This window comes from Candidatus Zixiibacteriota bacterium, from assembly GCA_034439475.1.
GTDB lineage: Bacteria > Zixibacteria > MSB-5A5 > GN15 > FEB-12 > JAWXAN01.
Genome location: JAWXAN010000056.1, coordinates 1 through 25,340 on the forward strand (window position 1 = coordinate 1; position 25,340 = coordinate 25,340).

Genomic DNA, 25,340 nt, shown 5'->3' on the forward strand with positions numbered 1-25,340 from the left:
GGAATCTCCGCTCCGTCTGCGTGAGCGCGCCATACTGACTGGCATTATCTATCGCCTCGAACGCGATCCGGTTAGCCAAAGCATTGACATCGAAAAAAGTTATGACCTGTTTATGAATACGTATAAGTTCGACGGCTTTGAAGACGCAGACGTCTTCCGCGAAGAAAACTCGACCGGTGTTCAGTTAACCATCGGTGTATCCGCAAGCCGACTCTATGAGGCGCTTCTTGCTCAAGGCGACACCGCGCGCGCCCATAGAGTTCTCGATACAATGCTTACCGTCTACCCTGAGTACTGGCAACTGCCGTTTACGGCCGTCGAGCAGTTTGATGCCCGGGGAGACAGCGGACGATCCGTTGGGATACTCCGGACAATTAGTGATACGTTATCGAGCTTCCTTGCAAAAAACCCGAATAATCTTTTCTATATGCAGGACCTTGGCCTGATAAAAAATGAAATGGGCCGACGCAACAATGACCCTGCGCTCATTAAAGCAGGGCTGGATCTGATGTGGAAAGCATTCGAAGCCAACCCCAACAGCAGCTATGCTTTTAGAAAGCTTATCACCGCGCTTTCTCAGGAAGGCAACATGTCCGAAATCCAGAGGGCGGGCCGGCTTTTTGCCAAATACAAGGTCAACCTCAACGATCCTGTCTTGCAGCGGATTCTTGGGATCGCGCCCCCTCAAGGATCTCCGACGCCTGAGGATTTTTAGAGTTTTGTGCGGGTATGAAGAGATTCATACCCGTTTCAATATTGGCTCGTCAATTGAACAATTTCGTTCGTGAATGCCCCAATCCGCCTGATTACCATCCTCACAGTTTTATCTTTTTAGTTTTTTAAAAACCGCTTTATTCCCTGCAATAATTATTTCTGGACAAGGAAGAGTGATGAATAATAAATTGAATAGCTCTCTTATTCTCCTGTTAACGTTTTTTATTTCTCTCAGCGCAGCCCGGGCCGAAGATTTAGCTCTGATCGACTCGGCGATGTCTCAAGTTGGGAAAACCAGGAACGACCTCACTTTCGATCAGGACGAGATGGCCAACTGGCAGGGAGACAAATGGCGGCTGAGTTTCTTCACCATGTTTCACCGAAACCCACTCAAATTTCCCCAATACGGTGATTTGACTGCGGAAACATGCAGAGGGAGCATGACAGATATTTCCGCGCTTGCAGCCTATACATCGCGGCTCGTCAATTATCCAGTTCGGCGAGGACTCATCGGCGACGCGCTCGAGAAATATCTCGTCTTTCCCGACAGCGTATCCAAACCGTCCTATACCCGAAGCAAAAATGTGCTTGTTGGAGCTGAACTTAATCGACTTAAAGACAAAATAGACCTGCTCTATGCCATCGCCGACGACAATACATTTCCGCTCAAAATTGCCCTCGATGATTTTGACAAAGGGAAATACCGAACAAAGCTCTTTGAGTTTTTTCTCAATCAGGATGCAGACACAGGCAAAGTACCGGCGATGATTGAAGAGTTCATTGATAAATTTGATTTTAATTTGCTCTCAGCCGGCGCTCAGGATATTGCCGAAGCCTGCGAGCGTATTGCCGACTCTCTTGAGTTCATCACCTTTCCAAAAATCAAAACCGAAATCAAAACGCGCAAGGGACTCATTATCGTCGGCACAACTGGCAATGATTCATTCGAATATCTTGAGCCGCCCCTTCTCATTATCGACGGCGGCGGAGACGACACATACAGCTATTCGGGCATCAATGGTGACTATCCGCTGAGTGTTATCATTGATGCTGGTGGCAACGACAGGTATACATCAAATGATAGTACGAAGCCGGGCATAGGCGGTGCAGTTTTGAGCGTTTCTGTCGTTATTGACAAAGCTGGAGATGACCTGTACGACGCACAACATGTCGCGCAAGGCTGCGGGATTTTCGGTGTCGGAATCCTCCTTGATAAATCAGGCCATGATACCTACCGCGCAAAGCATCTCTCACAGGGAGCAGGGCTTTTCGGAATGGGTATTTTATCAGATGTCAGCGGAGACGACAGCCTTTCCTGTTATTCCGAATCGCAAGGTTATGGCTTCACCCGAGGCTGTGGCTTGCTGATAAACGGCGAGGGAAACGACCTATACAAAGCCGAAGACAGCATTTTATTTAGCCCGTCTCCTCAGACGAAAGAACATAATTCTTCCCTTGCCCAGGGAGTCGGCTTCGGAAGACGGGCGGATTATCTCGACGGACATAGCTGGGCGGGCGGTGTGGGAATACTCTGTGACCTGAAAGGAAACGACTCGTATTCCGCCGGACTTTTCGCGCAAGGTTGCGCCTATTGGTTCGCGGTCGGCATGCTTTTAGATGGCGGGGGGAATGACACATATAACGGTGTCTGGTATGTTCAAGGCTCAGGGGCGCATTTTGGCGCCGGGTATCTCGATGACTTCTCCGGCGATGACATCTATACCGCCACACATAATATGGCCCTGGGAGCTGGGCATGATTTTACTGTCGGTTTCCTCAACGAACGCACTGGCAATGACACCTACAGCGCGCCGAACCTTTCGCTTGGCGGCGGCAACGATAATGGGATGGGGATATTTTTCGACCACTCAGGCGATGATACGTACAGCACTAAGTCAGGAATCACCCTCGGGCGGGCCGGAACCAGCGCGCAATCAAATTCGGCCCGTCGGTATTTAGGCGTGTGGGGAATATTTATCGATGCCGCAGGGAATGATAACTACAACGAACCTTACGCTAAGAATGGAAGCCGCTGGATAGGGCCGCCGTCGAAACCGAAATCGCTGTCGGAACACGAAATTGGTGTCGGATTCGATAGGGAATAATATCTCCATCCAAGGAACTAAGTCTTTAGCTCAGCGTATAAAATTGCAATTGTTCACACTGCACATGCGATTGGTCGCAAAACCATAAGGACTATAGGTTAAAAGATGAGGAAGGGTCAGATTCGCTTCATTCTCTTGGTTGCTGTAGCAGCTACAATCGGACTTTCCTGCAACAAGTCTGACAAAGCAGAGATATTCAGCTATAAAGATTTACCGAGTTATTTCGATGAAAATGTCGATCTTCCGCGAATACGCTATTCCGATGGCTCAATCTCGATGAACCAGCGCTGTATTGTGCGGCAATCGAAACTGAACCTTCGCATGCCCCCTATATATGTCAACCACAAACCGATCGGATTCTGCTGAACGCCCTGCTCGAAGATCTTCGTGGAAGACCCTGATCAATATTTCTTAGGGCAAAATCTTTTGTTTAATTGTGCCGTGAATACGACGGCGCCTGCGGTTCTTGACACTGCTCACCGAAGTTACCTCAATTACGAGATTTATTATTTCAGTGATGAAGCGGCTCGTGAGCGATTTGCTGCAAATCCAGCCAAATATTGTGGTATTTTGACCGATCCAATAACACGTCAGAGATTTAAGCCAGTGGAAAGCTCGCCGAATCTTGTGCACGACGGCAGGCCTTATTATTTTCTGTCAGATTCAACGAAGACAGTATTCAGCGCAATGCCGGATATGTATGCCAGGCCAAGCCACCAAATGCTGTCCAAAGCCGACTCCGTTGTAGTTCAAAGCGCCACTCCGCATTAGTCCTCTCATCTGATAAGCTATTTGCGAAGTACAAGTGTGATCCCGGACAAAATCATCCCTGCCCCGATCATGGTCTGGGTAGTCAGGGTCTCTCCAAAAAAACCGAACCCGATGAATATGGCCACCATTGGTGTAACAAAAGGTATCAGCGAAGCAGTCAGGACCTTTACTTTTCCCAATAGCCAGTAGTAGCCCAAAAAGGCTGTAATTGTTCCCATAAAGGTCAGATAAAGTATTGAACCGATCGATTGTGGGGTGAAGGCAAAGTTCGAGAAATCTTCAAAGGCAATTGCCGCCAACAAAAGTATGAGCGCCCCGGCGGTCATCTGAACAGCCGCTGATGTTACAATCTCTTTGTGGGCATGGTCACGTTTGTGAATCATCAAACCGTACGCTGATGCAAATGTCGCGGTAAGGGTCATCAAAACGCCTCCGAAAATGGCATGCGACTGTTTGAGCGAATCCCATGATATGAGCACGACACCTGCAAAGCCAAGCATCAGTCCCAGCCATCCAATTTTCGATATCGGCACATTTCTGAATTTCCATTTCGAGAGCAGAGCGACAAAAAACGGGAATGCCCCAAACAGAACGGCTGTGAGGGCCGAACTTATATACTGCTCAGAGAGATAGACAAGCGCGTAACTTGTGCCATACATGAATACACCCGGATAGGCGCGCGATGCCAATTCCCTCAGGGTCGATGGCGGGCGAAGTTTTCGGAAGTACATGATCGACCAGAGAATCAGCACAGCGAGACTGAACCGAATTCCGGCGGCATACAGCGGCGGGGCATCGGACAGCCCAAGTTTGATAGCAATCCAGGTCGATCCCCAGATGAGACAAAGCAAAATGTAGACAAAGACAACCATGACCGGCCAATAACGACGGACTGTTAATCAAAGTCAACCAGAGAAGGAAGAGGAGGAGAAAGATGTGACGCTCCACAGCGAGAAGGCTGGTATCCATCTTCGTCTTCGTGCAGTCTGCCGCGGCGGACTGACGTCCGCTATTCGCCAAGATAAAGATCACACCGTCCCGACGAATGTCGCGAGTGTGGTACAGGATTTAAGCAGTCATTCCGCAGTGAGTCGTTGCGAGGAGTGTCGGGCGAGGGCGCCCGACACCACACTAACGATATTTGTAGGTCAGTGCGCCGCGGCGGAGAATCCATCTTCATTTTCGTGCTGTGCTTCTCCGCCCCCCCACGAAAATAATCCCTCCTCATCCCGAACATTAGTTGATTCTCCTAAATAATCCCCTATACTATCACTCCCTACCGTATAGAACGGGACGTTTTGGTACATGTGAACAGTGGAGTTATGATATGAATTACAGTGATGGTTTGATAAAGAATACCGAGTTTTTCACAACAACAGAGCTTGCCGAAAAACTCAAAATGAATGTGCAGGTTATCACCCGCAAAGTTCAGGCCGGCGAAATCGATGCCTACAAAATAGGCAAAGAATGGCGGATCCCCGAAAAATCAGTGTTTGACTGGCTTGAGAAAAACTCAAACAAAGCCAAACGGACACCCGCCGAAAAAATTGTGGTCAACTTCGTCCACAATGACCGCATCGAAAAATTACCGGTCAAACGGAGCAAACGCAAATATCTCCTCGAATATATCCTTGCCCAGTTTGAACCAAACCGGGTTTACAGCGAAGACGAAGTCAACCGCATCATCTCACGCCATCACAATGACTTCTGCACTGTGCGACGCGAGTTTGTCGATGAAAAAATGATGGATAGAGTCGAAGGCAATTACCGAAGACGGACAGGCTATAACCTCGCCGACAGAATTGGCTGATCCGTTTATTATTGGCGCTATTGCACTTTGTGCGTGACCATTGTTGACCCCTGCGCAGTCGGGAATATAATCATTTGTGCGATCTGGACATGAGCCGGACGCTGGGCAATCCAGACTACTGCCTCGGCAATATCATGCGGTGTGAGCGCCTTAATCCCCTGATAGGTTTTTTTCGCTTTTTCAGTATCGCCATAAAAGCGAACTTGTGAAAATTCAGTCTCAACTAATCCCGGGTCGACTGTCGAGACACGGATAGGCGTGTCCACAAGATCTATGAGCATTCCTTTGGTGATGGCATCGACCGCATGTTTGGTGGCGCAGTAGACATTTCCGCCGGGATAGACCTCGTGACCGGCAATCGAGCCGATATTGATAATATGTCCTCGTCCGCGCGCGACCATTCCCGGAATGACGGCTTTGCTGACATAGAGCAGCCCTTTGACATTAGTGTCGATCATCTCATCCCAACCCTCGGGGTTGCCTTCGTGTAGTTTGGCCAGCCCGCGCCCGAGTCCGGCATTGTTGACTAATATGTCAATGTCTTGGAATTGTTTCGGAAGCGATTCGACAACTTTGTCGACTTCCTCGCGGTTGCGGACATCAAGCTCAATTAGATAACACTCGCTTGCCAGTGTTTTTGCCAGTTCAATGAGCCTCTCTTTGCGGCGTGCGGCGAGGATGAGTTTGCAGCCGGCATCGGAGAGAAGTTCTGCTGTTGCCCGCCCGATGCCCGATGACGCTCCGGTGACAAGCGCGATTTTATTTTTTAGGTCTGTCATATTGTTCTCTGTTCGCTTCTGTACATTTTTGAAAAAGGTAGTATGCGACGCATAGGATGTCAATTCCATCTTGGGCGTAGAAACCAGAATCTATCCCACAATGAATGGGGCACGGAGATTTCTTTTTTGTCATTCCCGTCCGCTACGGAGGAGAATCCATCTTCATATTCGTGCGGGCCGTCCTCCATCGGCGGATTCGAAAATCTCTGGCCTGCACCAGAGAGAAGAGAATATGAGATTGCCACGTCGCGTATAAGAATCCGCTCCTCGCAACGACGTGCTGGGGAATTTGGCCTTGATTCTTCGTGCAGGCTGTCCGCTGTGGCGGATTCTCTTCTCTTGTCATCCCAGCGCACGCTGGGAACCATCTTCATCTTCGTACACGCCGTCCTCCATTGACGGGGGCGAGACGCCCCAAACGAAAGAAGAGGATGTCAGTCCGCCCCGCCACAGCGGGCAGGCGCGGCGGACTGACCTACATGATAATGCCGAATATGAGATTGCCACACTAGCCACAAAAAAAAGCGGCTGCCGGTCTCCCTGCAGCCGCTTGTCATATACTATTAAATCTAAAAACTAAATCTCGTTAGACTGAGCCTCGTCTGAAACAGACGATTTGTCCGATGTATCTGCTCCGCCTTGAATTGACTTCGGCATGGCTTCAGCCATTTGGCCGCCGCCCGTCGCAGCGGGATGTTTCGAGAGAAAGTCCTCAAATTCCGAACGCTCGCGTTTCTTATAGTAGGCAACCACCGACAAGACAACCTTGTGTTGGTTTTTGTCAAACTCAAGAACAGTGAGCGGAATTGATTCCCCTTCTCTGAAGACACCGGTGGGATCCGCAAGGTCTCTGCTCGCCAGTTGTCCGGTCGGAACAAATCCTTCGACACCATCGCCAAGGTCAACCACTACACCGCGGTCAAGAACTTTGGTTATCGTGCCCAAACATTCGACGCCGACAGCGAAGCGTTTGGCAAGCTCGGGCCATGGGTCATCAATGAGCTGTTTGAAGCCCAACGATATCCTGCGGTTCTCGTTGTCAATCTTCAGAACTTTGACATCGACCTTGTCGCTCTTGCGCATGACTTCGGACGGATGCTGGATTCGTTTTGTCCAGGACATATCCGATATGTGTACCAGCCCGTCGATGCCTTCTTCGAGTTCAACGAAGGCGCCGAAGGCGGTGAGATTGCGAACTTTGCCGCTGAAAGTCTTTCCGGGAGGGAATTTATCCTCGATGGTGATCCAAGGATCAGCTTCCATCTGCTTGATCCCAAGCGAGATTTTTTCGTTATCCTTATCGACAGATAAAATAATGGCATCAACTGGATCATTGACGTTCATGATCTTGGACGGATGCTTGATATGCTGGGTCCAGGACATTTCGGAGATATGAATGAGCCCTTCAATGCCGCGTTCGACCTCAATAAAGGCTCCATAGTCGGTGATTGACACCACCCGGCCGGTAATCTTTTTGCCGATCGGATATTTCTCTTCGATATTCTCCCACGGGTAGGGGGTCATCTGTTTCAGACCGAGCGAAATGCGCGAGGTCTTATCATCGAAATCAAGAATCTTGACATCGATTTTATCGCCAAGCGAGACCATTTCGGAAGGATGACGAATCCGTCCCCATGACATATCGGTGATGTGGAGAAGACCGTCGACACCGCCCATATCAATAAAGACGCCAAAGTCGGTGATATTTTTTACCACTCCCTGTCGTACTTGGCCAACCTGAATTTCATTGAGCAGGTTCGAGCGCATCGATTCGCGCTCTTCTTCGAGTACAACTCGGCGCGAGACAACGATATTACGGCGATTTTTGTTCAATTTGATAATCTTGACCGGAATCATCTCATTGATGAGCGCGTCAAAATCCGGCACCTGACGGAGCGATATCTGTGAGCCGGGCAAGAAGGCATCGACTCCCATGATATCGACCACCACGCCGCCTTTGATTCGACGGGCTATACGGCCATCGATTGTGGCTCCAGAATCATGAACCTCGCGGATACGATCCCAGATGCGCATAAAGTCAGCTTTTTGCTTGGAGAGAATGAGCTGGCCGTTCTGATCTTCCATCTGCTCAAGGAAAACTTCGATTTCCTCGCCGACTTTGATATTGAGTGGACGCGGGAACTCATCAAGCGGGATAATACCTTCGGATTTGAAGCCAACATCGACTATGACATATTCCAGTGTCACGCCGAGGACTCGTCCATTGACGATTTCTCCTTCTTTGATGTCTTTAATTGTCGAGTCATACATCTCGACCATTTCGTCATAATCAGCTTTGTCATAGACAACGCCGCTGACATCGGTGATTTTCACCGCTTCGACAGTCTGCGGCCTAGTCGGCGGGGCTTCGGCCACCTTAGCGCTTGCGCGATCGGCTACTCGGAGCCGGCGCGCAGTCATCACGCGCTCAGTAGAATCATCCTCGGTTTCGGCAACCGCGACAACTTGAGCGTCAGCAGTATCTGCTTTTGTGATTTTTGTTTTGACCTTGGTGGTCTTTTTGGCAGTAATAGTCTTTCGCTTCGATGTTGGAGCGACCGCCTTTGGTTGTGTTGATTGTTTGGCTATTGCCATTGTGATTAGAAAACCTCCATATACGACCCGATGGTTTTGATTTTTCCTCCGGCCATATGACCTCGGGAAACCTTCGAATCGGCTGTCGTGGAAAAAATCCCCTCTGACAGACTTGCTATATAAGGTATTGCCTCCGAAAAGGCAAAATCTTTTTTAACTGTTTTCTCCAATCTGGCCGGAGTTGCAACAGTCTTAGCTTAAGGCTGTATCGACATATATACTCTGAGTGTGAGCAGAACTGATGAAATGAGAGAAATAGGAGCGTTAAAAGCCGCCGCTAACCGTTCTAAGAGTCACGCCATTCTCGCCAACTACCCAAACAAGCTGGTTGTTGAGTGAAAAGACCGAGAAAAGCCACTCAGCGGTGCCGGAGAGTTGAGACTGCCAGTTTTGGCCGCCATCGTTTGTGTACAGAATTAGCCCTTCGGTTCCCACAATCCAGCCATGGGTTGGCGAGACAAAGATCAAATCCTGGAAGCGGTTGATCTGAGCAAGTTCCATTTTTGTCCAGAGCGCACCGCCATTTTCTGTATGGAGCACGAGTCCATTGTCGCCCACAATCCATCCAACTTCAGAGGTTATTATTGAGATTCCCCAAAGATCCCGGTTCGTGCCACTTGTCTGGGATGCCCATGTATTGCCTCCGTTCGTGGTATGCATTATGACGCCGTTGTTGCCGATAATCCAGCCTTGGCTGTTCGAGACAAAATCGACATCGGCAAGTGATAGCGACGACGGGCTGTTTTGCGATAGCCATGTCACGCCGCCGTTTGTAGTGGCAAGAATAGTTCCTTCGGTTCCGACAATCCAGCCATGCTGGTTATCAAAAAATTTCACCGCCCAGAGATCGATGCCGGACTCAATCGGAAGCGATTGGAACGGAACATCAGTCCACTGACCGCCAGCATCGGTTGTAAAGAGAAGCGAGCCGCTGTCACCCACGACCCAGCCGTTGTTGGTGTCTATAAATGTTATGCCTTGAGTGGGATGACCGACACTTCGATGGCTATTGGGCCATGTCTGGCCGCCGTCGGTTGTTTTGACAATAAAGCCTGTGAAACCGGGATTACTGCCAAGAAATCCAACCGCAAAACCAACGTTAGGACTCGTAAAATAAACTTCACCAAGGTCAAAGCCGTTTGATATCGGGACTGTTTCCCAGGAACTGATTGCAAAAGTGCATCTGACCGGATAAGGCGAATTGGCCGCATCAGAAGAACTGATGACAATATCGCCGGTAAGAATACCGCTCGGCAGACCGGAAATGTCAGCCGTGAGCTCTGTTGAAAAGGGGGTAGTTCCCGAAGTATTTGTAAGTGAAAGCCAACTGAGATTTTCACTTATAGTCGCCGGAATTGGATAGCTGCTCAATGAACTGATTTCCAACATTTGGTTGCCGGGATTTACTGCTCCGGCCAAGCCATCAAATCGAATTAGAAGCGGGTTGGCGACAATTGCATCGCCGACCGTAAAACGTACTTCAACTTTCTGCGGAGAGTTGAGGGCGTCGTTTGCGGTGACAGTAACCGTGTCAATGTATTCGCCGAGACTCAGTCCGGTTAGATAGACTTCGATCTTTACCGCGCCGGGAGCTTTGCTATTAATAATATAAATCTCCATCCAATCGGCATTCTTTGTTGCGCTAAATGTGAATTCTCCGCCTCCGCTATTTGTAATGACGACTGAATCAGTCGGCGGGTTGGACCCACCGAGTTGTGATGAGAACAGTATCTGATTGGTGGATACTTTCATATTAGGCGTTTTGATCTCAGTCGGCTGCTTTTTTTCGCATCCCAAGAGCGCAAGGAGAATGGATCCAATGATGATGTGATATCGTTGAAAAGATTTACTCAATTGATTTAGCTCTTGCACTCATTCAGAAGATTCTTGGCCGATGTCCTAAAGGCAGTTAGCTGATCTCATAATCAAATAACGCCCCATGCGGCACAATGTCAAAAGAAATTGAAGATATTCCATTGATAAATGCCTCAAAATGAAAGTTCTCTTGCGCTTTCATTCTTTGCGAAGGTCTCCTGCTCGTATAAATAGAGAAGGCTCTGCAGATGATTTCCTAATTATTCCATTCTCTCACATATGTGCACTATGGAGACCTAAGCGATGAATGGGCGTGCGCAACGCCAAACCGACCAGCCAAGTCAAGGGAGACAAGCAGTTAGCTTACAGTTTGGCTCGAAAACCTCGCGGAATTATCGACGGCACAGAGTATGCTTTGGGATAAGCAGGAGATTCAGAAAAAGGCAAGGAGATTCGGATGTTAGACGGCAAATACCAACGAGGCTTTTCTCTTGAGCGACTAACGGCCACCAGCGAAGCGAAGGTCCGAAAAGACGAACGCGGTTATTATATCATGTCGCTCTCCGAAAACACCAAAGTCTATTTCGAAGACTATTACGGCTTTTTGCGCACTACCTATAATAAGGCGTCCCTTGAACGGCTCTCACTTGATGAAAAAATTCGGACCACATCAGCCGCAAAATCTGAAACGGTTGCTTATTATAGAGCACGGGCGGTTATCATAGATTTGTTGATGCGAAGTATCCGCCGCTTTTATATGGACGGGTCAAATTTTGGAGTGATAATGACCCCATGGTGCTTTGGAACAGTCGTTCTTGAAAAGGTAGAAGTGTACAGAGAGCGGCTAATCAAAGGCGAGGTCCATGACGCCAATATTGATGCCTATCCCTATTACATAATAAAGTATATCGATGAAATCTACAAGACAGCTCTGCTTGAGCTTTTCGATTTTCCGGACAATGCCTTTCAAATGCGCTGGCAGTATTCAGAACTGTTGAAACGCTATTCCAAGATTTTGACCGATATCACCGGCCGCCTTCAGTCAGTATTGACGACCGTCAAGCAATTCGGGTCGTAAGCTTCTCGCGAACAGGCGCGGCGCAATCACAAGATAAGAAAATATGAGATTGCCACGCCCCGATAAGAATCGGGGCCCGCAATGACAATGTGGGGGTGTCTGCTCTAAATGCGGGTACCCCACTCCGCCATCGGCGGACGGTGGGTTCATGATATTCGTGCGGGACGTCTCTGTCGCGCACCTGAGTGAAGAAAATCCGCTTGGTTCGGCGATTCTCTATCTTTTTGGATATCCCTCACGAACATGCCCTCACCCTCCCATCTCCCAGAGGTAGAGGATAATAACCAATCTCACTACCCGTCATTGCGGGGAGCAACTTCAGAGGAGTGACCCTCCACGGCGGGCTGACTTCACCAAAATTCCCCCCGCAACGACCCCATCAAGCCTCTCCTTATTTTTGCCGACAATCACAGAGAGAACTAATATCTCTGAAACTGAGTGCAGGGACAGTCCCATACTTATGACAGTACAGCAGGCCACGGGGAAAATTCGCATCGACCAGAAGTTCATGCCGATCTATCTGGACTCTATCCGCGTCGATTCGGTGCTGAATTTTGACCTTTATATCCATGTTCAGCGCGAATTGGTATTATACCGTGCCGCCAATCTTCCCTTTACAGAGAAAACCCGCCAGAAACTGCTCACCAACAAAGTCGACCGGCTTTTTGTGGCGGCTGAAAATAAGAAGGACTATCAGCTCTATATCGAGCAGAACCTCAATAAGATTCTTGTCGATTCATCCCTTCCTGAAGAAAAAAAGGCAAGTATTCTCTATGAGACATCGACTGGCCTCATCAAAGACGTTTTCAGCAATCCCACCTTTGGGGAAAACATTCTGCGTTCGCAGGATATGGTTGCAAACACGGTTGGATTTATACTAAAGGGACGCGAAGCCTTTATCAACCTGCTCAAAATATCGTCTTTTGACTATCATACCTACACCCATTCTGTGAATGTCTGTACATTTTCTATCGCACTGGCCCAGCAACTCGGCATCAAGGATCCGGCGATATTGAATGAATTGGGTGTCGGGGCATTGCTTCACGATGTCGGCAAGTCGAGAATCTCCGAACGAATAATCAATAAACAATCCGCGCTGACTCAGCTTGAATTTGAAATCATGAAAAAGCATCCCAAATGGGGAGTGGAGATTCTGACCGAGACCAACCAGATTCCTCAGGCGTCATACTATCCAGTACTACAGCACCATGAGCGGGGTGACCGACGCGGCCATCCATCAGGATTGTCTCTCGAAGAGATGCATTTGTACTCGAGGATTGTCGCAATTGTGGATTCATTTGACGCAATGACAACCGAACGTGTGTACCAGCATGCGATGGAGACATTTCCGGCATTGAAAATAATGCTTTCGCTTAAAGGTGCATTCGATGATATGGCACTCGCGGCCTTTGTCGAGCTGATGGGCCCGAGCGGGCTTACCGGAACATCTGATTAGAAGTAATCGTTTTTTGCGCTGATTACCCTGATTATTTGAATCTGCCGAAGGGGGGATACGCTACAGAGCATTTCAAGTAATCGATCGAGGGCCAACAGATTATAATACAACATACTGTTATACAATGAGATAGCAGTTTGTATTTGGTCTTATGCGGGTGTGCTTGAAATTCGATGTTGGACTCACAAATGGGCACAAAATGGACACAAATCCTTTTCGAGCATAGAGAATAGGGATGCGTCCCTTACTTTGATGGCCCGACGCAATTGTCTACTCTCTTACCATTTTTGCCCAAGCAAAATGCTTTGCCAAGGCTGCTTGGCTCGGTAGTGCGAGAGGATCTTTGGGGCTCGTTATTCTACTGCCCTCAATCTCTGCGTAACTGCTATTCCTGAGACTCGATGCGAGCACGACACACAAGCTATCAGGATCGATTGCCATTAAAGCCAAATCGAACAGAACATGAATGTCGGCACGTAATAAGAGCCCATTGGTGATGTGGTTCCACTCGACTCCTTTATAAGGCATTATGTGAGCCGCTTCAAGTGCCTCGACTGCGTCGCAACCTGTAATTGCACAAGAACTATTGTAAGCCCTCAGCAGCAGACTACGGAATTCCGCTTGTCCGCGTCGAATTGCAATTGACCGGTCAACTCTTTGACGCGCGTCTTCGTGGCTGTCGGGGTTAAATTCCATCTGCCGCTCTAGAACAGCTGACATTTCATCGAGATTGGTAGGTGGATTGGAGAATCGCTCATGTGCAACAGTTTCGGAAAGTTGTCCAACTTGAGTCGAAGACCTAAAAATGCTGGTCCCCACGCGCCTCCCTAACTGAATGGGTGGCTGGACCGTTGGGCTTGCGAGCTGAATGGAGTCTACAATACCTGGCTGTTCTGAGGGCTTACAATCAAATCCATCGTAGATCCGCTCACTCCAATCTGATCTCACCTTATATAACATTCGTTCGTTTTTCCCATGCTTGGAATCAATCTTGTTGAGTGGATTCACCTTCATGGGTGGATCGGCAATTGTCTCGATCCAATATTTCTCCCGGGCGCTTAGATGATAGCAGGCATTCTGCACGTTAATGATTCGCTTGCCCGGATTCAAGTTCTCCCACTCCTTTTTCAACTGACCACCACGCTTCGGGTTCAAATCATCATCAGTAAGAGGCAAGATATTGGGATACTTGAGCTTTATCCAGGGTATCAGGTCACTTACTCTAAATTCTGATTGTTTGGAGAACTGATTGCACAGTGGTCTCACAAGCTCCCGCAAAATGTTGACTTGGGCAACGGAAAAGGTAGATGACCGCCAATTCATCTTGACCCCACAGGCGTAAGAAATTTGTCAATCACAAATCGATAATCGCTGTTTGGGTCATTGAGTAAGAAATCTTTTTTGACCAAGCGACTCACGAGTGAACACGCACCCCTAACTATTTCTATTTCATAATTCTTCCCTTGGGCGATCTGCATCATCTCAGCAAAAGCTTTACTATCATCGATCCACTTGAATTGAGATCTTCTTAATGAGTCATAATGTCGCTTGGAACTAGTCTGAGTACTCAATTCTCCAATCTGGGGTAACAACTCCATAGGGAATTCATCGAATTTACAGTTTGGCATCTATAATCCTCCTTTGGTTTCTATACTAGAGCCGCTGTGGTGTTGACGCATACTCTTTCGCCCAACAAAGTGTATTAGCCAACTTCATCTGTTCAACTGTACTGCATCGGATGTTCATGAGCTGCGGACTCATTACCAAGATGGAAGCTATCCGTGCTCGCGACAACGACACATTCAAACGATTCTGACTGTAAAGAAAATCGATACCACGCGACACTTCATCAGGACTTGAAGTGGCCATAGAGACTATTACAACTTCCGCTTCCTGACCTTGAAACTTATCGACAGTTCCGACTCTCGCGTGGTCGCCCAATGTTCGCTTAAGATTATTCACCTGCATATTGTAAGGCGAGACAACCAGAATGTTGTCTGGTGTAAATGCGTGTTCCTGGTCATGTCGATCTCGATAGCGCAATTTTAGAATATCTTCGTAAAGACTTTTGATATGCTCAGCTTCCTCGTCAGAGCGCTGAACAGACCCTTCATGATTTACGAACCTACAAGTGATACCCGTGCGCAGGAGCTTGTCAGACAGGGCACCATTGGTAAGCAACTCCTGCCTTTCTAATCCGGCCAGCGACCGGATGCGACCATCATACACTGCTTCAGAGATGAAGCCGCACACATTTGGATGCATCCGGTAGGTTGTTTCCAAAAGAATTCCCTCTTCCGGAGGTATGGTATGTCGGCCCTGCAATAAGTATTCGAGCGCCGATTTGCCGGAATCTCCAGGATGCACCCCTTGAGTCGGCTGGGCTAATTGCATCTGATCTCCAACGAGAATGATGTTCTTGGCGGCGGTCCCAGCGGCAATCAGGTGAGCAAGCGACAACTGTCCGGCCTCATCGATAAACAGATAGTCAAATGGCTGCTGACCGCCGATCGATGCAAAAAGCCACACCGTACCAGCAACCAGATCGGCACCAGGAAGCTCCGCTGCCACATCGTCACCTGTACCGACATTGTTAATGTATTTGCCATTGAACTGAGTATCATCAGAACTCCAAGACGCTTTCTTAATTCCGCAAAAGGTAAAGCCACTCTCATCAGCTCTCTGTTCCACGGCTGTAAGGAGGTTATGAATTACCTTGTGGCTATTGGCTGACACACCAACCTTCTTGGCTTCCTTCATGAGTCCTAAAATCAAGTGCGAAGCCGTATATGTCTTTCCTGTGCCAGGAGGACCCTGGATGAACAAATACGTATTCTCCATTCGCAACACAATGTCCAGAAAACCTCTGAGATTAGCGGTGTCACTCGTATAGAGTGGAGCGCCGGATACAATTCCCTTAATAGTTGGTTTCTTACGTTCCAAAAGGTCAAGAATTGACCTGTGCGGGCAGACAACACCTGTTTTCGCCTGTATATAACTCTCTATGAATGACCACAACGAGTTTCTTAAAGTGTCTGTACCTATCGGTCCCTGAGGTATAAGATCAAGGTAGAGCGGAAGATTCCCTTTGGCATTCCCGCGCTTTAGTTGCAAAAACCGCTCTTTTACGTCGAGTTTTACAATTGTCCCGGCTGGACTGAGGTCCTCGGCGATGTCGCCGGAATCACCTTCGCGAAACTTATATTCTTGCTCAGGGGAAATATAGGTAACCACAGTCGACTTCTTCTCAGGGAAAGGCGGCGTCACCATTGACAGCTCCAGCCCTCCAATACATTCGCCATCTTCTATCAATTCTTCGCTCGTGGCCGTCTGACGGGAAAACCTCTTCCACCATGCTGGTTTGGCTTCTCGCCTGTAGTAATCGGCCAGATCATAGATAAGCCTATCCAATCGCTGTTGCAGAGTATAGTCGGCCTCTGATTCCGGTAATCCGGTCAGGAGTGCCCCTTCAAATTCCTTCAGTTGCATCTGTAGTGGATTCTCCTCAGTCGCAAAGCTCACAGGTGGTGATGCCTCCACTGGAACTTCAGGGGCACCCGCCTTTAACTGGCCGAGCCAGTCTCGCAAACCGATAAGTGAGACACAATCTTCCAAATTATAATCTCGTATGTACACAAGGAATTTGTTATCACCTGTCTCAATATACTTCTCATAATAGACAATACTGGCCGAAGCCGTTTTTACTTCGGCCTTTCTCTTGGGCAAATAAAAACGCTCAACATTCTTGATCGAGTAAGCTGGCTCGGAAATAAGAAGCGAGTGCCGAACGATTTTGAACAGGTCGACAAAGACCTTCTCGCGCAAGAGATGATCCACCTCGGCTTCCATTGTGGCATATTTGCACATCAACCGTTTGACAGCCGTCTCCTCATACGTTGCATAGTGATAAATATGCATTTTCGGGAAGCGCTTGAGCCGTTCCATGAAGAATGTGATCAGTTTTTCGAATGACTGTTTCTCCTCCCGATGGTTATGGGACCAAAACTCCTCAAACGCGACTTCAGTCCCTTTCGAGTGACATATACCAAAGAGGTATTCCAGCCCCTGAGGAAAAAGCGGGTCACCCTCAATATCAAAGAACAAGTCCCCCTTATCAGGTTCAGGCAGGCTACGCAGTCCCTTTGTAGCGCTCGTGTCTGGTAGTAATTCATATTTGTCTTTGTCTGTGTGCCGCTTGTGTAATTGGAGTTGCGACTGTTGACGCAGGCGTGAAAGAGTCTGATCACCTATTCCCTTCACGTGGTTATGAGAGGAAGTTCCCAATGCTTCAACGGTTCTGACATCAACTGTTGCCAGCTTTCTGATTTGACTCTTGCGGATGTTTGCAACTTGAGAGAGATGATCGTCCTCAATTCGTTTGGTATTACAAAGCGTCCGGAAATCACACCTCTCGCAGTGGTCACATGGCTCAGGATAGGCTTGGCGATGATCCGAGACATGGTTCAGGAAGTCCCGCTTTAGATGCTTGTAATATTCAAAGAAATCTTTGACCAAGTGTGACTCCTGTATGCCACTTCCCAAGTAAACATGAATGTGACAAGGCATAGTGCCTTGAAGTGTCTGTAGCATTTCGGAGTAAAGACAGAGCTGGATGATGACAAATGGCTTGGTATAGCTAGCTAGTTTCGTGTCAAGGGCCTCATATGAATACGAACCCAACTCAGATCGACACTCAATGCGAATCAGAAAATCAGCAAGACCAACAAAACCGTCACGCACGAGAAATGGCTGGTAGATTATTTCATGACCCACAGCCATTGCTTCCTTTGTAGCTGCCAATCGTTCGGCGTGAGTTCCTCCCATGTCGCTCAAGTCCCATACGGATTTTCCCTTGGCCTTAAGGTCAGCCAGAAAGCGCTTCTCATGCTGAATACCCTTTGCTTGGACTAATCTCCCTTCCTCAGATGGCTCGTCTTTCGAAAGAGGAGTTACAAGGTTACTACAAGTCAAAGTAGTCCAATGCGAACAATCTAAATGCCTGCATAAATCAGTCGGCGAGTAGTAGATGTGACCGTCTACCTTCTGCATTGGTTTCCCTCAGTCAAGCTCAGTAACTGATAGAGTTCTAAAGCTGAAGTTTTCGAGAGACGGCAACACACTTGACCTGCCCCCGTTTGTTGTACCACTTCCAATGTTAGTCATGCGATAGCCAAAGTCAATGGGTTTGGGGGCTAGGTCAGTACAACAAACGGGGGCAGGTCAAGTGTTCGGTGTCTTATCTAACAATTGTTCACACTCTGCTAAGGTCAGAAATCTGATAGGCTTCATGTCATCGGTTTTCAGGGGCTTAACCAGTCGCAGCGGATTATCTCTCAAATATCCCCAGCGGATAGCCAAATTGAACATAACCTTCAGTGCATCGAGTTCAAAATTTACGGTGCGGGCTCTTACTCCAACACGAGTGCGGCTCGTTACGCTCGTTCCGCCTTTTACGGGCTTGCCATTCGGATTCATGCGCGAAACCCGTCGAAATGTCTTGTATGCTTCCATAATCTCTGGCGTGAGTTGCGAGACTGCTACGATATGTGGCCGCTTCTCGGCAACGAACCGCCTGAGATGGTCTGTCACTGCTGCATAGCGCTCAGTGGTTGTTGGCCTATGATTTGTCTTGTTATATTCCCTAAATCGTTCGATTAGGACTTCAATTTTGATATCTTGTTTCGTGAATCCAAACTCTTCACGGGCGATCTTGACTTCTGCGTCTTTGAGTGCGAGTTCAGCAACCTTACGCGAGGTTCCGACACGTTTTCTGATTCGATGTCCTTTGATTCTGACATCGAGATACCATATATCTTCACGTTGATAGATCCTTGCCACGCAACCTCCCAATGAACACAAATTGGACACAACGACTTTCTGAAGGAAAGATAATCGAATCTAATTCATTGTCAAGTAATTAGTTAGACGGACTCAAAAAAATCAATCTGCCGAAGGGGGGACTCGAACCCCCACACCCTTGCGAGTACTGCGCCCTGAACGCAGCGCGTCTACCAGTTTCACCACTTCGGCGATGTTGACGCAAATATAAGCCAGCCCCACCAAAACGCAACGGGAATGTTCGCAGCAAATTTCCAACTCCATCATTGAAAGTTCGTTGCGGAGAGCGGACGGCGGATTACGACTGGCGAAGCAATCTCACGCTTGTCTTTTTATTTGCAATCGGCTTATGTGCAGTCAGGCGTCTCGGCCTGACTGTCTTTGAACGTGTCGGGCTGAGACGCCTGACACCACTTACCCGTCTTGTTAGATAAGTGAGACCTACGGTCAAATAAGTGGCGGGTTCGAAGACGGGCCCGCCCTACCAAGAATGCCTTCAAGCTTGCCCAAGCAGACAGACGTATTACTCCTTGGGACAATAACACCAGGACATGTTCATTCCTTCTTATGTTCCCCTTCGTACACATCCCCCATCACGCCTTCTTCTTTGCTGAAAAAACCAATATGATAGTCGAAATCGCAGGCGGCCTTGGGGATTGTTCGTGACAGAAGTTTCATATCCCCGGTTCGCCAATGGATTGTCGAATCAGAGGTCGCGAAATCGTAATTGAGCATTGGCTCTGATTTATCTTTTGGGTATAGATGAAACAATACTCTGTAATCTTCATGCAGATCGCGATTTATCCGAATTATCGATGTCAGATAGAGAGAATCATACGCGGCGTAGATATTCATGCTGAGAAGGTGGATTTTATTGTCAAATGAGTGGTCGGGCTCAAGCTTCACAATTTCGCTCAGAGGAGGAGTTGCCATGCCGATACGCTCATCCCATAACTTTTGCCCGGTTTCGGTTAGATATGACCGTATCATACCGAGCCGGCTCCAGCCACGCGGGTTTTTTGTTACGTCAAGACCATAATAATTGCTGTCGTAGCCGGGAGACACAGCATTCGGCATCACTTCAAAAAGCAGATCGCCGGTCTGTTTGCGAAATAAAGTTGAATCATAAAGAAAACCAGGTGGATAATGCAGATTTCTGACAGCAAGAAGATTCGGGTAATGGCTGAGCGCGATCGTTACTTCGAGTTGATCATTGACTTTGCGAGGCATGAAATAATCAACCGCGTCATATTTATTATGGCGAAGGACAATATTGAAAAGATAAGGATCGCTGATAAACTGCGTCAGATAGAGCAGTTCATAACGTTGAATAAATCGCGCTGCCGGATGAGAGTAAACTTCGTTAATTGATATGAATGTATAAACCGGATAAAAGACAAAAAACTCCTCATGACCGCTCAGAAAAACAGAGCCCGCTCGTTGCCTCATTTCATCGGGATCTGTATTCCATGTCTGCACTTGCGCTGTTCGAGCTGTTTTAACCGACACTTCGCGAATATGATTTCCGAACCGGCTCACCAGTACAACCAACAATACTACGACAGCAGCGGGCACAATAAATCGGGCTTTTATCCGGAACCGGTCAGCTCGAATCATGGCAGCAACCCACAATCCAATCAGAGGAGCTGCTAAAAACTGGAGAAAATCCTGTGATTTAATCAAATTGATAGGATGGTCGAGCGCTCCCAACACCGATCCAATCAGAAAATATATAGGCACAGCAGCGAGGAGGACTAGAAGCCCCCGATTGAGGGAAGTGCGGCGGCGCTTGATGCCATAGAATATGCCTGCAAGAAACAGAAGTCCCACAAGAGAGAATGACAAAAATGAAAATGAGATTCCGGTCGAACCGCTGTGATGCCAATCACCTCGTGACCGATCAGAACCAAATTCCCACACAGACTGCATACTCGGCAGCCAATAAGGAAAACTTATGAGTGCGCCGAGGGCCAGAATAGCCCATGCGCGGGTGAGACTAAACGTGGGGGGATTTATCAATGACCATTTTCGAAAAATTGTCGAACGCGCCACAATTGCAAGCGCTCCAATAAAGAACGCATAAAAATACGTGGCAAATATAATCGCTCCGATCAATCCTCCCGAAACATAAAATTTCCAGTCTTCTTTCTTTGGCTTTACTTGCTCTATGTATAGCAGCCACCACGGCAGAAAAAAACTATTACCGAGGAATGCATGCGGTCTGTACAACTGAAGCGGATTGTCAGATGAACAAATGAGAACCGTCAATGCCGCCACAAGGAATGCTCGAAAAGGATCAAGTATGCGGCGCCACATTACAAAGAGAAGCGGAGGAGATAAAAGATAAATGTACTGGCTCCCGATTTTCATCATCTTATATGCATCGATTGACATTAGCTTGGAAAAGAACGCAAGCAGCCAATAGTAGATCGGCGGATAGAACAACGGCAGGTCTTTGTAGTAATAGTCTTTGACAGCGGATACTGTGGCAAATTTCAAAATCATCGCAAGTCGAAATTTGTTGTCACCCCAATAGCTATTATCTGGAAAATCGGTCCCGTCAAATATCAGAGAAACAGTGACCACTCCATAGAGAGAAAGACACATCAGGCCCAGATACACTTTCGTCGTTGTGGAAAGCTTTGAGACCCAGACGAATATCGTGGCAAGGCAAAATGACAGCCCCCAGGCATCGAGCCACATCAAATCATAAATAAGACGATCTTCGGTGTATATCCGCAAAGGCCACGACCAAATAATTAATCCAAGGCCGAATAGAAAAAACGCGGTGAGCAGACCGGATAGCAGGCCGTGCTTTCGAATCTTGGCTTTTACGTTGGACATAGTTAGATTCATTGCAGAGCAGTTTATGCTATCGAAGCGCGCTGGTTAACGCAGAAGTTTTTCTAATGTTCCGCCTTTATTAATCTTCGTGCAGGCCGTCTCTGGCCTGCGCCAAAGAAGAATGAACTGAGTTCACTACAGCGGCTCCTCGCAAGGGTTACGCCTAACTGAACTATAGGCGCCTACCCTCCGCACGGAGAAGTCGGCAGGAGCGTTATGAAAAGATGATCGATGAGCGCTGTCAAATCCGAAATATCCACTGATTGTGAGGGATTACCGTCGACATTCGCTTTGCCAGCGCAACAAAGAGGATTCAAACTGATGAAGAGGTGGTCGATAAGCGCTGTCAAATCGGAAATATCAGTCGTTTCGCTAGTATCACAATCCACATTGCCAGTCGCAAACAAACAACAGCCTTCGCAGGCATCGCCAACACCATTGTTGTTAATATCCTCCTGGAGCGGATTTGCAACGGAATCACAGTTGTCAACAAGTCCGCATAGACCGTCACCGTCATCATCATTCACCGGGTCTGTAATACAGGCATCGCATACATCTCCCACGCCATCGTTGTCGGTGTCAAGCTGATCGGCATTTACAAAACCAGGGCAGTTGTCAAAATTTGCGCACAGACCATCACCGTCCTGATCATTGAGTGAATCTGCGGCGCAGGGATTGAGATCTACAACACTAAAGTTATCAACGCCCGCTTCGTTTGTGGAAGAAATACAGTTGTCTCTGGCTACAAACCGGACAAGAGTTTTATTGGTTATGGAAGTATGGTTCAATACCCGAAATGAAAATGTCTGCCACATGGGATTGTGGGTCGACGTGTTTTCGAGCATAAACCAGTTCTGTCCTGAATCTGATGACAATAAAACTGTCCAGGTATCTGAATTTTGGCTCGCATACCACCGTTGATATGAAATCTGCGGGTCGCTCATTTGGGTGAGGTCCATGACCGGCGAAATAAGCGTCACTGTTCCATAATCGACATCTGAGGCTTGTGCGCCATCGCCTATGAGTGCTTGGCCGGTGACATAGCATTTGGTATCGCCGCCTGCTCCAGCATCATTTTCGGGTTGCACCGGGCCGCCCGAAGATGTTCCAACCGGATCGACACGTTCCCACAGCCCTCCAACAGCCGAGTCAGCAGGGTCTTTTGTATCCCAACCCAAATCGAGCTCGAAATTGTCCTGATAGCCGACAGCCAGAGTGAGCGTGATGCTTGTGTCCGTACCACTTGAAATTGTGATAATTGAATCGATGCTTTTTCTACCCCAAGCACCGGCATAGAGGGTATATGTTCCAGCCGGAAGATGGCCAAAGCTGAAATTTCCATTTGAGTCGGCGACAATCTCCCCGCCTACATTCGGAGAAAGAGAGAGTCGAGTTGGAATACTGATGTTTGCTCCGCTTACACTACCGGCAAGCGTTCCGCCTGCCACCCGCGCGAGTAAAATTGGAAGATTATTTATGACCATCGGGGAAATAGTCTGCTGAATATTTGCCGTCTGATACCCCGCTCGTGAGATCGTAATGGTGAAAGTGCCGGGCGCAAACCCGAGTTTATATGACCCATCAGGTTTTGAGAGAACTGTTTGTCCAAGCCCTGTAACTAGGTCAGTCCATGTTATGACCGCTTCTGAAATCGGAACACTGGAAATATCATCTGCGATAATTCCTTCCACATATCCGGCGCGATTGTCGTTAAAAGTCATTGTCACCAAGCCATTGCTGATGTCCGATGTTACAATTGTCCCCGAAACAAAATAGGGATAGACATCCCAGCAGTTGCTCTGAGTGCCAGTTCCATGAAAATAAGTGTCGTTGCGTCCGACCATGACCGGAATGGTCGGGTCGGTGACATCGAATACGATCAGCCCTTTATTGTAATATGATGTAAACAGCCAGGGACCTTTAAGAAAGACATTATGGATGAATGTGCCGGTGAGCGGATATTCTGCTACATGGATCACATGTGTCGGATCCTGTACATCCCAAACATGGAGATGGCCATCGGTCAATTCATCGGTTGTGAAGAGATATTTGCCGTCGGCCGTAGTACGCATGCTGTGTGTCGTTGCCCCTCGATACGGGACAAGGCTGAGTATTGTCGGACTGCTCCGGTCGGAAATATCGAGCACCATGAAGCCCGAGGTAAGATTGGCCACATAGGCAATGTCTCCGACAACATAGGAATCATGAGCGTCGGCAAAAGCCCCGCAGACAGCGCTTGGATGACGAGTTCCACTGACTTCGAATGGCGCGAGCGGATCGCTTATGTCTAATATACGGTAGTCGCGAATTCCCGCGCCGTTCATTCCGAGATAGGCATACGAGCCATCGATCCAAATTGTATGCTGTCCCGGCACAGTCGGAGATGAATAGGTCGCAACCGTTTTCGCCGAATCGGGTAGATATGCCAAGTCAACAATCTGTAACGCCCCGGTTTGGTTGACAACATAAGCATAGCGCCCGGTTGTTTTGACTTCTTTGAGATCATTACCGACAGTCGGTACCGAGACGACTACAACGGGAGATGCGGGAACAGTGACATCGACAATCTTGAGGGCATTCCCCGCACAGGCGAGCGCATATTCACGACCCAAGCTGTCGGTGTAACCCCAGACCGAGCGCAACCCACCCGGAACTCTTGCTATTTGCGTCATATTAACACTTTGTGACTGAACAGACAATACGGTGAGAACCACGATGAAGACAGCACATAATAGTGTACGCGCACAACGACAATACCCGTTTCTCATAATTGACGATCCTTCGGATGTAACGAATCTATTTCTGATGGCATGTTTGCATATAATTTCACGCTCAGTCAATTTTATCATACAAAAGCAGACATGCTTTGTATTCATGGCAAGAAATCGAATGCGTAGTAAGTGGCAACTTCATGGACAATTTGTGTTTGCTGTCCAGCAAAGCCAGGCCGTTTAGTACCTTCGACCCCTTATTATATACTTTATCACGTTGAATGTCAACAATTTACAGTAAAACCTCATTTTTTACTTGCATCTTTTCTGCCATGTACTATAATTCCGCATGTCTTTATCTCTACTGTGGTAATCAAAAGGGAAACCTCAAGAAAATATCAGGCGAGCAAATTAAGATTTATTTTACAATCGAGTATGATTGTAGAAGATAGTAGTCGGTTTTTACGATGGTCGTGGTAGACAGGACTGGCGTGTGTCCGGCAAAACAAGTGTAAGTAGTCCGACCGAAATCGGTGGGACAGCAGATCGAATGGTCGGTTTGCTTTGGTATCAACTCATTTTTGGAGAGTAGAATGAACATCTACGTAGGAAATCTGCCTCACGCAGCCAGTGAAGACGAACTGAGACAGGCATTCGAAGCCTTTGGTGAAGTGGCAACCGCCAACATCATCAAAGACAAATTCAGCGGCGAATCGAAGGGTTTCGGCTTTGTCGAAATGCCTTCAAAAGAAGAAGCCATGAAAGCGATCAGCGGCCTCAACGGCACTGAAATGAAGGGTCGCACCCTTAACGTCAACGAAGCC

Annotated in this window: 16 protein-coding genes and 1 tRNA gene; 7 read left to right on the top strand and 10 right to left on the bottom strand. The window is 48.0% G+C overall.

The window, feature by feature from the left end; genetic code table 11:
- From SGI97_08230 to SGI97_08240, 3 genes are all read left to right on the top strand, one after another.
- A partial coding sequence (locus SGI97_08230) for a hypothetical protein (GenBank protein MDZ4723872.1) occupies window positions 1-715 on the top strand: 715 nt, incomplete at its 5' end.
- 175 nt (window positions 716-890) lie between these two features.
- Complete coding sequence (locus SGI97_08235) at window positions 891-2,819, top strand: hypothetical protein (protein ID MDZ4723873.1); 1,929 nt, start codon at window positions 891-893, stop codon at window positions 2,817-2,819.
- A gap of 105 nt (window positions 2,820-2,924) precedes the next feature.
- Window positions 2,925-3,185, top strand: a complete 261-nt coding sequence (locus SGI97_08240) for a hypothetical protein (GenBank protein MDZ4723874.1) — start codon at window positions 2,925-2,927, stop codon at window positions 3,183-3,185.
- A gap of 422 nt (window positions 3,186-3,607) precedes the next feature.
- On the opposite strand, the gene SGI97_08245 is transcribed toward SGI97_08240, so the two are convergent.
- Window positions 3,608-4,462, bottom strand: a complete 855-nt coding sequence (locus tag SGI97_08245) for an EamA family transporter (GenBank protein ID MDZ4723875.1) — start codon at window positions 4,460-4,462, stop codon at window positions 3,608-3,610.
- Between the two features lie 455 nt (window positions 4,463-4,917).
- On the opposite strand from SGI97_08245, the gene SGI97_08250 reads away from it, so the two are divergent.
- Window positions 4,918-5,400 carry a DUF2087 domain-containing protein gene (locus tag SGI97_08250; protein MDZ4723876.1) on the top strand — a complete coding sequence of 161 codons (483 nt, stop codon included), beginning with the start codon at window positions 4,918-4,920 and terminating at the stop codon, window positions 5,398-5,400.
- Between the two features lie 17 nt (window positions 5,401-5,417).
- On the opposite strand, the gene SGI97_08255 is transcribed toward SGI97_08250, so the two are convergent.
- From SGI97_08255 to SGI97_08265, 3 genes are all read right to left on the bottom strand, one after another.
- Window positions 5,418-6,179, bottom strand: coding sequence for an SDR family oxidoreductase (locus SGI97_08255; GenBank protein ID MDZ4723877.1), 762 nt, complete (start codon window positions 6,177-6,179; stop codon window positions 5,418-5,420).
- A 576-nt stretch (window positions 6,180-6,755) separates the two neighbouring features.
- Window positions 6,756-8,774 (bottom strand): 30S ribosomal protein S1, encoded by a 2,019-nt coding sequence (rpsA, locus tag SGI97_08260; protein MDZ4723878.1) that lies wholly within the window; start codon window positions 8,772-8,774, stop codon window positions 6,756-6,758.
- A gap of 264 nt (window positions 8,775-9,038) precedes the next feature.
- Window positions 9,039-10,526, bottom strand: coding sequence for a YCF48-related protein (locus tag SGI97_08265; GenBank protein ID MDZ4723879.1), 1,488 nt, complete (start codon window positions 10,524-10,526; stop codon window positions 9,039-9,041).
- Between the two features lie 520 nt (window positions 10,527-11,046).
- Here SGI97_08265 and SGI97_08270 point away from each other — a divergent pair.
- Together SGI97_08270 and SGI97_08275 are read left to right on the top strand one after the other, a co-directional pair.
- Window positions 11,047-11,667 (top strand): hypothetical protein, encoded by a 621-nt coding sequence (locus SGI97_08270; GenBank protein ID MDZ4723880.1) that lies wholly within the window; start codon window positions 11,047-11,049, stop codon window positions 11,665-11,667.
- Window positions 11,668-12,127: 460 nt separating this feature from the next.
- Complete coding sequence (locus SGI97_08275) at window positions 12,128-13,123, top strand: HD domain-containing protein (GenBank protein ID MDZ4723881.1); 996 nt, start codon at window positions 12,128-12,130, stop codon at window positions 13,121-13,123.
- Between the two features lie 270 nt (window positions 13,124-13,393).
- Here SGI97_08275 and SGI97_08280 read toward each other — a convergent pair whose 3' ends face one another.
- From SGI97_08280 to SGI97_08305, 6 genes are all read right to left on the bottom strand, one after another.
- Window positions 13,394-14,446: an HNH endonuclease gene (locus SGI97_08280; GenBank protein MDZ4723882.1), complete on the bottom strand. Its 1,053-nt coding sequence runs from the start codon at window positions 14,444-14,446 to the stop codon at window positions 13,394-13,396.
- 330 nt (window positions 14,447-14,776) lie between these two features.
- Window positions 14,777-18,172 carry a TM0106 family RecB-like putative nuclease gene (locus SGI97_08285; GenBank protein MDZ4723883.1) on the bottom strand — a complete coding sequence of 1,132 codons (3,396 nt, stop codon included), beginning with the start codon at window positions 18,170-18,172 and terminating at the stop codon, window positions 14,777-14,779.
- A 171-nt stretch (window positions 18,173-18,343) separates the two neighbouring features.
- On the bottom strand, window positions 18,344-18,961 hold the full coding sequence (locus tag SGI97_08290; protein MDZ4723884.1) for a phage integrase SAM-like domain-containing protein: 618 nt from the start codon (window positions 18,959-18,961) through the stop codon (window positions 18,344-18,346).
- 108 nt (window positions 18,962-19,069) lie between these two features.
- Window positions 19,070-19,153, bottom strand: a tRNA-Leu gene (locus tag SGI97_08295).
- Window positions 19,154-19,516: 363 nt separating this feature from the next.
- On the bottom strand, window positions 19,517-21,805 hold the full coding sequence (locus tag SGI97_08300) for an arabinofuranosyltransferase (GenBank protein MDZ4723885.1): 2,289 nt from the start codon (window positions 21,803-21,805) through the stop codon (window positions 19,517-19,519).
- 182 nt (window positions 21,806-21,987) lie between these two features.
- A complete protein-coding gene (locus tag SGI97_08305) occupies window positions 21,988-24,477 on the bottom strand; it encodes a choice-of-anchor B family protein (protein ID MDZ4723886.1) in 2,490 nt (829 codons plus the stop codon).
- A gap of 632 nt (window positions 24,478-25,109) precedes the next feature.
- On the opposite strand from SGI97_08305, the gene SGI97_08310 reads away from it, so the two are divergent.
- The coding region (locus SGI97_08310; protein MDZ4723887.1) for an RNA-binding protein at window positions 25,110-25,340 on the top strand (231 nt) is incomplete at its 3' end.